At 65.3% G+C, this 11,914-nt stretch carries 13 protein-coding genes and 1 tRNA gene; 2 read left to right on the top strand and 12 right to left on the bottom strand.

All coding sequences use genetic code 11. The features are described from left to right. Positions 1 to 5 precede the first annotated feature (5 nt). Positions 6 to 506, bottom strand: a complete 501-nt coding sequence (locus tag ACXJMY_RS30010; protein WP_456622961.1) for a hypothetical protein — start codon at positions 504 to 506, stop codon at positions 6 to 8. A gap of 63 nt (positions 507 to 569) precedes the next feature. Here ACXJMY_RS30010 and ACXJMY_RS30005 point away from each other — a divergent pair, with 63 nt between their 5' ends. Then, entirely contained in the window at positions 570 to 1,334 is a 765-nt protein-coding gene (locus ACXJMY_RS30005) for an SOS response-associated peptidase (protein WP_456622960.1), read from the top strand. A gap of 74 nt (positions 1,335 to 1,408) precedes the next feature. Here the strand turns inward: ACXJMY_RS30005 and ACXJMY_RS30000 are convergent, their stop codons facing one another. The 6 genes from ACXJMY_RS30000 to ACXJMY_RS29975 all read right to left on the bottom strand — a co-directional run bounded on the left by ACXJMY_RS30000 (position 1,409) and on the right by ACXJMY_RS29975 (position 7,209). Continuing rightward, a complete protein-coding gene (locus ACXJMY_RS30000) occupies positions 1,409 to 2,602 on the bottom strand; it encodes a CaiB/BaiF CoA transferase family protein (protein WP_456622959.1) in 1,194 nt (397 codons plus the stop codon). 35 nt (positions 2,603 to 2,637) lie between these two features. Next, positions 2,638 to 3,567, bottom strand: a complete 930-nt coding sequence (locus ACXJMY_RS29995; RefSeq protein WP_456622958.1) for a glycine reductase — start codon at positions 3,565 to 3,567, stop codon at positions 2,638 to 2,640. Between the two features lie 155 nt (positions 3,568 to 3,722). Next, positions 3,723 to 4,304 (bottom strand): NUDIX domain-containing protein, encoded by a 582-nt coding sequence (locus ACXJMY_RS29990; protein ID WP_456622957.1) that lies wholly within the window; start codon positions 4,302 to 4,304, stop codon positions 3,723 to 3,725. A gap of 9 nt (positions 4,305 to 4,313) precedes the next feature. Beyond that, on the bottom strand, positions 4,314 to 4,766 hold the full coding sequence (locus ACXJMY_RS29985) for a GNAT family acetyltransferase (protein ID WP_456623001.1): 453 nt from the start codon (positions 4,764 to 4,766) through the stop codon (positions 4,314 to 4,316). 2 nt (positions 4,767 to 4,768) lie between these two features. Continuing rightward, a complete protein-coding gene (locus tag ACXJMY_RS29980) occupies positions 4,769 to 6,196 on the bottom strand; it encodes an FAD-binding oxidoreductase (protein ID WP_456622956.1) in 1,428 nt (475 codons plus the stop codon). A 23-nt stretch (positions 6,197 to 6,219) separates the two neighbouring features. Continuing rightward, positions 6,220 to 7,209, bottom strand: a complete 990-nt coding sequence (locus tag ACXJMY_RS29975) for an L-threonylcarbamoyladenylate synthase (protein WP_456622955.1) — start codon at positions 7,207 to 7,209, stop codon at positions 6,220 to 6,222. A gap of 68 nt (positions 7,210 to 7,277) precedes the next feature. Here ACXJMY_RS29975 and ACXJMY_RS29970 point away from each other — a divergent pair. Next, a tRNA-Pro gene (locus tag ACXJMY_RS29970) sits at positions 7,278 to 7,354 on the top strand. 226 nt (positions 7,355 to 7,580) lie between these two features. Here the strand turns inward: ACXJMY_RS29970 and ACXJMY_RS29965 are convergent. The 5 genes from ACXJMY_RS29965 to ACXJMY_RS29945 all read right to left on the bottom strand — a co-directional run bounded on the left by ACXJMY_RS29965 (position 7,581) and on the right by ACXJMY_RS29945 (position 11,182). Further along, the gene (locus tag ACXJMY_RS29965) at positions 7,581 to 9,353 is read right to left on the bottom strand and encodes a hypothetical protein (RefSeq protein ID WP_456622954.1); all 1,773 of its coding nucleotides are present in this window, start codon (positions 9,351 to 9,353) and stop codon (positions 7,581 to 7,583) included. A 48-nt stretch (positions 9,354 to 9,401) separates the two neighbouring features. Then, a complete protein-coding gene (locus ACXJMY_RS29960; RefSeq protein ID WP_456622953.1) occupies positions 9,402 to 9,593 on the bottom strand; it encodes a hypothetical protein in 192 nt (63 codons plus the stop codon). A gap of 277 nt (positions 9,594 to 9,870) precedes the next feature. Next, entirely contained in the window at positions 9,871 to 10,197 is a 327-nt protein-coding gene (locus ACXJMY_RS29955) for a hypothetical protein (RefSeq protein WP_456622952.1), read from the bottom strand. Between the two features lie 206 nt (positions 10,198 to 10,403). After that, complete coding sequence (locus ACXJMY_RS29950) at positions 10,404 to 10,628, bottom strand: hypothetical protein (protein WP_456622951.1); 225 nt, start codon at positions 10,626 to 10,628, stop codon at positions 10,404 to 10,406. A 293-nt stretch (positions 10,629 to 10,921) separates the two neighbouring features. Next, complete coding sequence (locus ACXJMY_RS29945; RefSeq protein ID WP_456622950.1) at positions 10,922 to 11,182, bottom strand: hypothetical protein; 261 nt, start codon at positions 11,180 to 11,182, stop codon at positions 10,922 to 10,924. Positions 11,183 to 11,914 lie beyond the last annotated feature (732 nt).

The raw sequence follows: 11,914 nt of genomic DNA, 5'->3' as shown, positions 1-11,914 counted from the left end.
CTGGCTCAGTTCGACATGATGGTGTCGACGTCGGCTTCGGCCCCGCCATTGATGATGCCGCCGCAGGCCGCGATCAGCGGCTTGACCCACGCCGTGGCCTGCTCGGCGAGGCGGACGCGGGTGGTGTCCTTCTCGACCTCGCGCATGGCGGAACCGACTGCGGTCAGGATCGAGGTCATGGTGTCGGTGATGTGGTCGAACTGGGCGCGCACGCTGGGCTCGGCCTTCTCATAGGCCTCGATCGCCAGATCCCGCGCCTTGAAATTCGAGGCGGTGAAATGCTCGGCATAGGACAGCGGCGACCAGGTCAAAAAATCTTCGGCGCATTCCGGCATGTCCGGGACCATTTCGAGCAGCATCACGGCTTCATTGAAATGGTTGAGATAGTCGGTGGCAAGCCCGGTCCGCGGGTTGATGTTGGCCACGCGCAGCCGCTCGGCCCAGGCCACGGCCTCGGGGCCCGTTTGTGCATGCGTCCGCGCGGGTTGGGAGACCGTTGAGCTCATCTGCCGCAGTGTTAACGTTCGGGGTTAAAAGGACCTGAACGGACCCTATATAGGCCCCCAAGGATGTGTGGACGCTTCGTCATAACTTCGGCCCCCGCGGCTTTGCGGCAACTGTTCGGCTATGTCGAGCAGCCGAATTTCCCGCCCCGGTACAATGTCGCGCCGACACAACCGATTCCGGTCGTATGGATCGAAAACGGGGCGCGGCACTTCCGCCTGATGCGCTGGGGCCTGCTGCCGGGCTGGGTCAAGGACCCCCGTGGATTCACGCTGTTGATCAACGCCCGTTCCGAGACGGTGCTGGAGAAGCCCGCCTTCAAGAACGCGATTCGCAGGCGCCGCGGCCTGATTCCCGCCGACGGCTATTACGAATGGAAGGCGGAGGGCGGCCGCAAGCAGCCGTTCTTCATCCACCGCGCCGACGGCGCGCCGCTCGGCTTCGCCGCGATATTCGAGACCTGGGCCGGGCCGAACGGCGAGGAGCTCGACACGGTCGCGATCGTCACGGCGGCGGCGAGCGAGGATCTCGCCACATTGCACGACCGCGTGCCCGTGACCATCAGCCCGCGCGATTTCGAGCGCTGGCTCGATTGCCGAGGTGACGAGCTCGACGGGATGTTGCCGCTGATGGCCGCCCCGCGGATCGGCGAATTCGCCTGGCACCCGGTCTCCACCCGCGTCAACCGCGTCGCCAATGACGACGAGCAATTGCTGCTGCCGATCAGCGCGGAGGAGATGGAGGCGGAGGTGGAGGCGTCGAAGCCGAAGCGCGCGGTGCGGAAGGCTGCGGCTGGATCGGCGGACGACGGGCAGGGGTCGTTGTTTTAGCTGTTGTTGAAATTCGACTGCGGCCCAAAATTCCGCCGTCGCCGGGACGACAGCGGAATGTGTAGCGCGAGCCCTCACACAATCTCCCTTGCCCGTAACCCCGCGATCTCCGCCGCATCGAACCCCAGCTCGCCCAGCACCGCATCCGTGTCCGCGCCCAGCTCCGGTGCCATCCGGTCCAGCCTGCCGCCGCCATGCGCGAGCTTGAAGCCGCTGCCGGCAAAACGCAGGCGGCCGTAGGGCGTGTCCAGCTCCTGGATCGCGCCGCGGGCCTTGATTTGCGGATGGTCGATCACCTCCTCGACCTTCCAGATACTGGCGCAGGGCGCACCGGCGTCTTCCAAAATCGTCTCCCATTCGCGCGCGGGTTTTGCCGCGAGCGCCGCCTCGATGATGGCGCGCAGCGCCGGCTCATTCTCGTTGCGGGAGAACCAGTCGGCAAACCGTGGATCGGACAGCGTGTCCTCGCGGCCGAGCGCGCTCATCAGCGCGCGGTACTGCTTCTCGTTGTTGACGGCGAGCAGGATGTGGCCGTCGCCGCATTTGAACAGGTTGGCCGTGGTCCTGCGGCTCACGGCCTGGTTGCCCGACAGCTGCTGGCGATGGCCGGCGACCGACCAGTCCGCGATCTGCCCCGAGAGAAACGCCAGCGTCGCCTCCAGCATGGAGACGTCGATGAGCTGGCCCTTGCCGGTGCGGTCGCGCTGATACAGCGCGCTCGACACGCCGAACGCGGCGGTGGCGCCCGACAGCACGTCGCACACCGCAAAGCCCGCGCGGGTCGGTCCCGTCTCCGGATGCCCGGTGATGGCCATGATGCCGGACAGCGCCTGCATCTTGCCGTCATAGCCGGGCCGCAGGCGATCCGGCCCGGTCTGGCCGAAGCCGGACACCGCGCAGTAGATCAGTTTTGGGTTGATCGCGGACAGCGCCTCGTAGCCGATGCCGAGCTTGTCCATCACGCCCGGCCGGAAATTCTCCATGACGACGTCGACCTGAGCGGCGAGCTTCTTCACGATGGAAATCGCATCGGGCTTTTGCAAATCCAGCGTCAGGCTGCGCTTGTTGCCGTTGATGGCCTGGAACGCCGGCGCCAGCCCGCGCTCTGCCCATTCGCGGCTGAGCGGCGTGCGGCGCATGTCCTCGCCCTCGCGCCGCTCGACCTTGATGATTTCGGCCCCCAGCAGCGCGAGCTGGTAGCTCGCATAGGGACCGGCCAGCACTTGCGTGAAATCCAGGATCTTCACGCCCTCGAACGGTCGCGTCACGTCGCTCTCCCTTGATGTGTTGTTATTGGAGGACGTCAGGCGGCGCGATTGCCGCGCGCGATCTCCTTCTGCTTGTCGAACTCGGCGCGACGCCGCGCCAGCTCGTCCGCGCTGAGCTGGGCGACGTTGTTGTAGTCGAGCTTCCAGGAGGCGTCCTCGCTCCAGCGCAGCGGCGATTGCATGGTGGTCTGCGGGCCGCTCGCGCTCTCCAGCAGTTTCAGCGCTAGCTCGAGCGTCTGCGCCTGCGAGGCGACGTCATGTGGCTTGCCGGCGGAATTGCCGAGCGGGAAGTCGGAGAACAGAAAGCGCGGCACGGCGGCGTGCTCGATGATGTCCTTGGCGCAGCCCATCACCACCGTCGGGATGCCGCCTGCTTCGAGATGCCGCGCCACCAGCGCCGTGGTCTGGTGGCAGACCGGGCAGTTCGGCACCAGCACCGCGACATCGACCTTGTCGGCGAGGCAGCGCGCCAGAATCTCCGGCGCGTCGTTGTCGAGCGTGACGCGATGGCTGCGGTTGGTCGGCGCGCCGAAGAAGCGCGGGGCCACCTCGCCGATGCGGCCGGCGGCGCCGGCCTTCAGGAGCTGCGGCAGCGGAAACCAGGTGCCATTGTCGGTCGCCGAGGTGTGCTTGCGGTCGTAGCCGATATGCGAGATGCGCAGATCGTGGGGCTGCGAGGTGTCGCCGTCATAGACCTGGTAGAATTTGGCGCCGCCATTATACGCCGCGCCGGGCCCCTGGTCGCCCTTGGCCGGATCGTAGGGCGCGGCCGTGGTGATGATCGTCACGCGCGACTGCGACAGCGTCTTCTTCAGCGGCTGGAACGGCGCCTCGGTGTAGTGCGCCCAGCGATACGGCGTGGTGTAGCCGATCGCCGCGTAATAATCGCGCGTGCGCTGCATATAGGGGACGGGAGCGTCGTAGTCGGGCGCAAAGCCGAATTCATCGTCGCGCGGAGCGGACATGGGCGCGTCTCCTGGTTCTTGGTTAGGCCCAGACTAGAGATAGTCGGCGGTGAGCTCAACGGGGGGTGGGGCGGCGCAGGCCAGAATTGCAGATGAGGATGGTACGGCGTTGATGGTGCCGCTTACCTTCCGCTGGAGGGGGAGGGTAAGCAAGCTCACCTGAAAATATGCAGCGCCGCGTATTGCAGCAGCATGATCGCCTTGGCGTCGATGATGCGTCCGTCTGCGATCATCGCCAGGGCTTCGTCGATCCCGAGCTCCAGCACCTCGATGTCCTCGCCCTCATGGGCAAGGCCGCCGCCGTCGCTGACGCGCATCTCCGGCTCGTATTCGGCGACGAAGAAATGCAGCTTCTCGGTCACGGCGCCGGGGCTCATGAAGGCCTCGAACACCTTGTGGACGTGGTGCAGGCGATAACCGGTTTCCTCCTCGGCCTCGGCGCGGATGCGCACCTCCGGGGCGGCATCGTCCAGCACGCCGGCGGCGGCTTCGATCAGGAGATCGTCGTAGCCGCGGAGAAACACCGGCAGGCGGAACTGGCGCACCAGGATCACCGTGCGCCGTGCGCGATTGTACGGCAGCACCGCTGCGGCGTTGTCGCGCTCATAGGTTTCCCGGTGCTGCGTCTGCCACTCGCCATCGGCGCGCCGGTATTCGAACGTGGTGTTCTTCAGGGGAGTCCAATTGTCCGAGAGCACACGGACGTCCTTGATGCGGACGCGGTCGGAAATGGTCATGGCTCGATCTCAGTTCTTTGGAGTCGTGTCGCGGCCGTCGAGCCACTTCTGGAACATCACCGAGGTGGATTCCTCGAAGCCGAGCGAGGCGTAGAACGCATTGGCTTGAGCGTTTTCACGACGAACGAGGAGCTGCAGTTTCAAGATCCCGGCCTGGCGCAGCCAGTCTTCCACGGCGGCCATGATGACGCGGCCATAGCCGCGTTTGCGGCTGTCAGGATCGACCGCGACGTAATAGACCCAGCCGCGATGGCCGTCATGGCCGACCATGGCGGTGGCGACGATCGCGCCGTCCTCGCGGCCGATCAGGATCGTCGAATTGTCGCGACGGCGTGCCAGCGCGATGTCGGCATGCGGATCATTCCACGGCCGCGTCAGGCCGCAGCGCTGCCAAAGCGCCACGACGGTCTCGACATCGGCATCCTTGATCGCATCGATCGTGAGGGCAGGGGAGACGGACACGTTCACAGCACTTTTCCCGGGTTCATGATGCCGAGTGGATCGAGCATCGCCTTGATTGACCGCATCAGCTCGATCGCGGTCTTGTCCTTTACGTCAGGCAGTTCGTCGCGCTTGAGCACGCCGATGCCGTGCTCGGCCGAGATCGAGCCGCCCATGCGCAGCACGATCGCGAACACCACCGCGTTCATCTCGTGCCAGCGCGCCAGGTAATCCGCGGTGTTGGCGCCGATCGGCTCGCTGACATTGTAGTGCAAATTGCCGTCGCCGAGATGGCCGAACGGCACCGGCCGCGCACCGGGGATCAGCTTCACCACGGCGGCATTGGCCTCCGCGATGAAGGCGGGCACCGCGGCCACGGGCACGGAGATGTCGTGCTTGATCGAGCCGCCCTCCGGCTTCTGCGCCGACGACATCTCGTCGCGCAGCTTCCAGAAACCCGCGCGCTGGGTGAGATTGGCCGCGATCACGGCGTCGTCGACGATCTCCTCTTCCATGGCGCGGGTCAGGATCGTTTCCAGCGGCGTGCGGGCGTCGTCGCCGGCTGCGGACAATTCCATCAGCACGTACCAGGGATGCTTTTCCGCGAGCGGATCGCGCACGTCGATGCCGTGGCGGATCGAGAAGTCGACCGCCATCTCCGAGAGCAGCTCGAAGCTCGTCAGCGCATTCGCGGCCTCGCTCTGCGCGATCGTGAGCAGTTTGAGCGCCGCCTCCGGCGATTTCAGCCCGACGAACGCGGTCTCGACCGCGCGCGGCTTCGGGAACAGTTTTAGCGTCGCCGCCGTGATGATGCCGAGCGTGCCTTCAGCGCCGATGAAGAGGTTGTGCAGATTGTAGCCGGTGTTGTCCTTCTTCAGCTTCGACAGCACGTTGAGCACGCGCCCGTCGGCCAGCACGACCTCGAGCCCCAGCGCCATCTCGCGCGCGACGCCATAGGCGAGCGCCGCCGTGCCGCCGGCATTGGTCGAGAGATTGCCGCCAATGGTGCAGCTTCCCTCCGCGCCCAATGACAGCGGAAACAGCCGGTCGACCTCGGCCGCCTTCTGCTGCGCGATTTGCAGCACCACGCCGGCCTCGCAGGTCATGGTGTTCGATGCGGTATCGACCTCGCGGATCTTGTCGAGCCGGCGCAGCGACACCACCACCTCGCCATTGTGCGGCGTCTGGCCGCCGACCAGCCCGGTGTTGCCGCCCTGCGGCACCAGCGCGATTCTGTGCGCGGAGGCGAGCTTGCAGATCGCCGAGACCTCCGCGGTCGAGCCCGGACGCAGCACCAGCGGCGAACGGCCGTGGAACAGATTGCGCTCCTCGGTGACGTAGGCCTCGATGTCGGCCGCGTCGGTGATCGCGTGCTTGTCGCCGACGATCCTGCGGAATTGTTCGATCAGCTCGGGCGCAAGCGGCGGGGTGGCGGAATGATTGACGTTCATGGTCTCGTCTCTTCTCAAGCTTCTTATCGCGCGACCGCCGCCCGGCGCAGCCGGTCGTTGATCGCCTCGCCCAAATCGTCTTCAGGCACCGTCATCACCGCGATCGCGCGTGGGTTCTTCGCATCGAGAGCGCGAAGATGGCCGAACAAATTGGCGGCGGCTTCATCGAGATCACCGGCCGGCGACAGATTCATGACGGCCGAGGCGGCGTCAAGGCCGGGCATGTGCGCGGGCCCGAACGCCAGCAGCGCTTCGCCCGGCGCCACGTCGCGCGCGTTGAGGCGCACGGTGGTGCGCGGCGCGTAATGCGAGGCCAGCATGCCCGGCGCGAGCGGCTGGCTGTCGTCGCTCCCGGCCTCCGCCGGCGGCCGCGCCAGGGCTGCGCCGAGCACGGCCTCGATCCGCTCGCGTGACAGCCCGCCGGGGCGCAGCAGCATCGGCGTCTCGAAGCAGCCGACGATGGTCGATTCGACGCCGACCGCGACCGGCCCGCCGTCGACGATCAGGTCGATGCGGCCCGCAAGGTCGCTCTCGACATGGGCGGCGAGCGTCGGCGAGACGTGCCCGGAGATGTTCGCGGACGGCGCCACCACCGCCCCGCCAAAGGCGCACAGGATCGCCTGCGCCACCGGGTGGGCGGGGATGCGGATCGCGACGGTATCAAGGCCCGCGGTGGCAAGATCCGCCACCGGGCAGCCGGCGGTCTTCGGCACCACCAGCGTCAGCGGCCCCGGCCAGAACGCCTCCGCGAGCCGCAGGGCGCACGCATCGAAGCGGCCGATGGCCTGCGCGGCGGCAATGTCGGCGACATGCGCGATCAGCGGATTGAAGGCCGGCCGGCCCTTGGCGGCGTAGAGATGGGCGATCGCGGTGGCATTGCCGGCGTCCGCGCCCAGCCCATAGACCGTCTCGGTCGGGAACGCGACCAGCCCGCCCGCGGCGAGCCGCCGGGCGGCAGCCTCGGCGGCGGTGGGGCCTGCCGGTAAAATCAGCGTTTCAAGACCCGTTTTCACTGGGACGAAATTCCTCAAATCGGCCGCTTGCGGTGCGCCAAGCCCGACGCTATAAGCCGGCCTCTTGTCGGAGTGTGGCTCAGCCCGGTAGAGCACTGCGTTCGGGACGCAGGGGTCGCAGGTTCGAATCCTGCCACTCCGACCATTCTTCCAAAAGTCGACGTTTTCCAGAGGCTTGGCGGACCGGCCGCCAGCGCCTCGGATGCGCCTTTTTGCAACGAATTTCGGGGCGGGTCCACGGCCGATTTGGCCGGGCAGGGGCGTCTGCCGCGGCGGCATGGCTGATCCGGCTCTTGACCTCGCCACACAATGCGGAAGCCCCGACAAGCTCGGACGGGCAATCCCGATCCGGCTTGGCAAAGGCGACAGGCTCAGGCGGTCAGAGACTGTGGACGTTGCAGCAAGCTGATTGCGCGCTCGAACCCGTCTACGCCGGCGGCGGCAGCGAGGCGGGGCGAGGTGCCGTCAAGCGCGGGATGCTGCTGATCGAGCCAGATTGGGGCCGCGCCACCCAGCCGAACCTGGGCTGCCGTTTGCAGCGCGCGCACGCGTTCCTGGCTTTCCTCGACCAACGGATCGTAGCGGAGTGCGGCCGCGGCTTGCGGGATGTACCAGGCAAGTGCGAACCCAACTGCGGCATTGATCAGGGTGGTGAGGATGATTTTGTCCATTGCGGCACCCGCGGTGCCGAGAATGATCTGCCATGTGGCGCAGGCGGCGATGAGCCCGCAGAGCCCCGTGAGGACAGTCTCGGCGCCAAGCTCCCACGCACGCGACGGACGCTGACCGGCCTCCGCATTGTCAAGGTGAAAGACGTAGAATGCTCCCGTCACCATGGCGAGCAGGGCACTGGGAACCTCAATTCTGAAGCTGTCTTGCGTTGGTGGGCCTTGGGTAAGCCCCCAGACAATGAGCGCGAGATATCCTGCGATGCCGCAAATCACAGCCACCCGGACATAGTTGGCTCCGCTTGCGCGTTGGCGCTGGCCCGAGGTCACAAACCATCGTCCCTTGTCGATCGCGCGCCTGCGCACGAGATCGGCCACGATGATCGCAGTTGCGTATGGCACGAACGTCGCTGCGGCATCCCAGAAAGGCTGCATCACCGTTTGCGGAAAGACGGGCGACGTCGTCCACAGGCCGAGCTGGCCAAGCCCGTCGGCGGCGAGGCCCAGCAAGATGACGCTCATTGCGACAGTCGTCAGACTGACGAGCTGTAAGTCGCCTGTGCCCTGGGGGCGCAGCGTGCGCTTGAGCATGACGCCAAATGGGCGCAGCGCCAGATCGATATCGTCGTTGGGCTGCGTCTTGAGCCGTACCGCACATCCGAGCAGGATGTAGAGCTTGCGCAAATTATCCACGACGCAGCGGCGAAGCTCTTCGTTCGTGTAATATGGATCGCTTTCACGCGCGCTTCGATAGGCCTCCACCTGGGCTTCCATGGACTTTTTCTGGCTCTCGATGAGATCCAGATCGCTCTGGTAATCCTGCAGGAGGCTCGCATCGAGGGCGCCGGTGAAGCCTTCCATTCGATAGGACTTCAGGGCAAAGACGAGGCAGCAAAGCCGCGCCCAGTTATGCTCGAGCGTGTGGCGTGATCGCGTGAAGTCGTCAGGCAGGATGCCGCGCATTTGTGGCGATCGAAGCGCCTCGCCCGCGTAGGCGGTGAAATCGAAGTCCGCGGTGGCGATCCGCTCCGCTGTGGCGCGTGCGGCATCGGGAATGTAGGCGCGCTCATGCGCGTACTGGCGCATATACGTCTCGATCAGCATGAGGCCAGGGACGTTCGGCAGCGCCCCCATCAGCACGAACGCGAGGGCGAGCGGAACCCCCAGATAGCCGAGATGCTTCGGGAGCGTGACGCCGAGCTGCTCGAGGTTGTTTGCTCCCAGCAGCGATAGCACCACCAGGATTGTCGCCATCGATCCGAAATAGATCAGGAAGCCGTGCGAATATTCCTCACGTGTTGCCAGTTGACGCGGCAGCATCTGATAGATGAAGTCACCGCTTCCGGTGACGCTGCGTTCGGCGAATTTGCGCTGACAGAACACATAGATGAGCCAAACCGCGAGAGCGAGGGACGCAAAGAAAACCACGCTCATCTGGTCCAGCGGCACTCCAAGCTTCATGGGAAGCGTAGGCATCGCCATTCTCCATCACGCACGCACCACGGTAGTCATCAGCCCGGGCAATCAGTAGCACTTGCCGTTGAAGCAGCGCCCTTGCGCGACCACCATGGGTGCGGGAGCGGGTCGATTGATGCCCGTCTGATTTGGAGCCGCCGTGTCAGCCGTCTGATTGCCGGCGATGGGACCGGTGGTCTGCGAGACAATGGCGGCCACCACGAGCGTGCGCATCAAAGATGCTGCTGATTTCAGAGTCATGGCAATCTCCTCTGGAGATCGGTTGGCGGTTACTTGGGCCCTCGCTGTCAGATTTTGCTGTCAGGTCGTCCTGCGACCCAGACCCGGCCTGCACCGAACGAGCGGACCCGCATCCACGCTAGGACCATGTGGAGCGTTCAAACGTGAACCAGTTCACATGCAACCGGAGCATGTTTTCACAAGCGCGAGATTGCTTGAGGTAGACAAGCGCGGGGTAATGACGAGTCCTGCGTGGATTTCCAGCACACCGTCACGGGTTTCTGCGCTGCGAAGCCGATCAGCGCCGCGCCACCAGCACCCCCAGCAGGAACGCCACCATCAACGACGGCAGTGGCGCCTCGCGCACCATGCCGCGAACGATGTCCGTCCAGTGCTGGTCCGGGACGAGTTTTGGCGACCTGATTTCAGCCACCGGCGCCATGCCCCAGTCCGAAGCGAGTTCGGCGATCTCACTCGTTGCTAGCCGCGAGCCGTCGCGGACGCGGAAGACGGCGGCCTCCGAGCGGTCGCGCGGCGCGAGCGCCATCAGCGTCGCAATTGCCGTGCGCAAGGTCATCTCGCCGTAGCCTTGCAGCCTCACCGCCTCTTCTGGGTCGGATGTCATGCGAGCTCATCCCTCATGGCGCGAAGTGGCGCGCGATGGTGAATGCCGCCGCCGCGCAAACGACCAGCGTGGAAACCGCGCCGGCCACGCCGCGCGCGAGATGGGCTCGCCTCAGGTGCCTGGTCATGATTTTGCTCCATGCTCTCCATGGAAATGGCGGCCGCGGAACTTGGTTCCTTGCGCAGCTTCGAATCGCGAGGTCCTGGCTACTTCCGCAGCAGCTCGCTCAATGCCGCCGTCGCCTCGGCGCAGCGGATGTCGTCGATCTCGCGCGACAGGTTGAGCGCCCGCGATTTCAGTTCGTCGATGTTCCAGCTTTCCGGGTGCTGGTTTTCGAGCTGACTGAGACGCTTGTTCAGGTCGTCCAGTCTGGTCTGGAGCTGCCCGATGCTGGCGGCTCCATTCACTTTCCAAACGCGTTGTGCACGCATCGTAGTTCCCCTGCTTGTCTCACGGCGTTGTGAGCGGGGTTCGTGGCCGCATTGGGAGTTTCTTTTGTCCGGCGTCTGACGGTGGGGAACCGTTGCAGATTGGCAACGCGAATCCATGCGCGTCGCAGACGAGAGAGCGTTTTCCAGCGAAGCGGAGACCGGTTCGCGTCAAGAAAACGCGTCAAAATCCAGAGCCCCGTTCCGATTCCATCAGAACGGGGCTCTGGAGCTATCGCGCCATCGCCCGGCCCGCCTGCAGGTCGCGTGGCCAGGTCGGGCCGGGACGATTCGCATCAGGCGGCGTGGGGCCACTCGGTCGATTGTTTCTCGAGGCGGCTTTCCAGGATCGTGATGCTGACCTGGATATTGTCGCGCCGGACCCTCAGGTTCAGCGCGAGCATCGGGTAGGCCGGGTTCTTTGGGTCGGAGATGCCGGCCTTCCGCTCTTCCTCCAAAATGTCGGCGTCGAGCATCTGCGTGCGCCAACGCAGATCGGAAATCAGGGCGTGGAGCTGTGTCGGGATGGTCGCTTCGAAACGGGACGTCGGTTGCATGCGATCGCCTCACTATGAGACAGACCCACCATGGATCTGAGGGATTGACTGTCGTTCAGCAAGGACGATGCCAGCATGCCGGCCGGGCGAGCCGGTCTGCGCGTCGCGGTTCTCACCTCCGCGCCGGCAGGCACTGGCTGTGTCGGCCGCCTGTCAATCTCCTTGCGCAAAAATATTCCACTTTACCGAAATTCGGAAATGGCGTATGTGTTGCCCATCCCGGCTTGACCTTGAGGGGCGATCTTGTGTCGTCATTTGTCGTGAGCCGGGTTGCGGTGGACGCGGCAGCGTCGGCACGAAAGGGTGCGGGCAGGGCGGGTAGTCCCTGTGAGCTCGAAACCGCGTGCGGATGAGCGGCGCTGAAAGGTTCGTCTCGCCAGCATTCTTCCGGCAACGTCGACAACGCCGGAGGATAATGCGGCGAACAAGCGAGCCGCGCGTACGGCAAAACCGTGTGGTCCTGGCCGTCGTTGCTACGGTCAAGCCTGTCGCGGAGATGTTCGCGAGCCCAACCGGGCGGACGGCATCGTCAATTCGCGGGGCGAGGGAGGCCAGAACGAACTCGGCTCCCGGGAGAGCACGGCATAAGCCGTCAACCCACTGCGCAGGGAAGGCCGAGTGATTGGCTACACCTGTATGCTGCTGTGCGGTTCTTCCTGCGTGTGCTTTTCGCGCAGCGGACCGCGGGTGCCAGCCGGCACCCGGCCTTCCCTGCGCCCTCTTGGCTTTGAG

Source organism: Bradyrhizobium sp. P5_C12 (assembly GCF_054049735.1).
The sequence above is the reverse complement of the archived record's forward strand: the minus strand, read 5'-3'. Positions and strand labels throughout refer to the sequence as shown.

What these genes read in the sequence shown, in the direction of transcription:
- ACXJMY_RS30010 (WP_456622961.1), bottom strand. Translation starts at nt 506, where the DNA reads ATGAGCTCAACGGTCTCCCAACCCGCGCGGACGCATGCACAAACGGGC.
- ACXJMY_RS29960 (WP_456622953.1), bottom strand. Translation starts at nt 9,593, where the DNA reads ATGACTCTGAAATCAGCAGCATCTTTGATGCGCACGCTCGTGGTGGCC.
- ACXJMY_RS29990 (WP_456622957.1), bottom strand. Translation starts at nt 4,304, where the DNA reads ATGACCATTTCCGACCGCGTCCGCATCAAGGACGTCCGTGTGCTCTCG.
- ACXJMY_RS29955 (WP_456622952.1), bottom strand. Translation starts at nt 10,197, where the DNA reads ATGACATCCGACCCAGAAGAGGCGGTGAGGCTGCAAGGCTACGGCGAG.
- ACXJMY_RS29995 (WP_456622958.1), bottom strand. Translation starts at nt 3,567, where the DNA reads ATGTCCGCTCCGCGCGACGATGAATTCGGCTTTGCGCCCGACTACGAC.
- ACXJMY_RS29965 (WP_456622954.1), bottom strand. Translation starts at nt 9,353, where the DNA reads ATGCCTACGCTTCCCATGAAGCTTGGAGTGCCGCTGGACCAGATGAGC.
- ACXJMY_RS29945 (WP_456622950.1), bottom strand. Translation starts at nt 11,182, where the DNA reads ATGCAACCGACGTCCCGTTTCGAAGCGACCATCCCGACACAGCTCCAC.
- ACXJMY_RS30005 (WP_456622960.1), top strand. Translation starts at nt 570, where the DNA reads ATGTGTGGACGCTTCGTCATAACTTCGGCCCCCGCGGCTTTGCGGCAA.
- ACXJMY_RS29980 (WP_456622956.1), bottom strand. Translation starts at nt 6,196, where the DNA reads ATGAACGTCAATCATTCCGCCACCCCGCCGCTTGCGCCCGAGCTGATC.
- ACXJMY_RS29950 (WP_456622951.1), bottom strand. Translation starts at nt 10,628, where the DNA reads ATGCGTGCACAACGCGTTTGGAAAGTGAATGGAGCCGCCAGCATCGGG.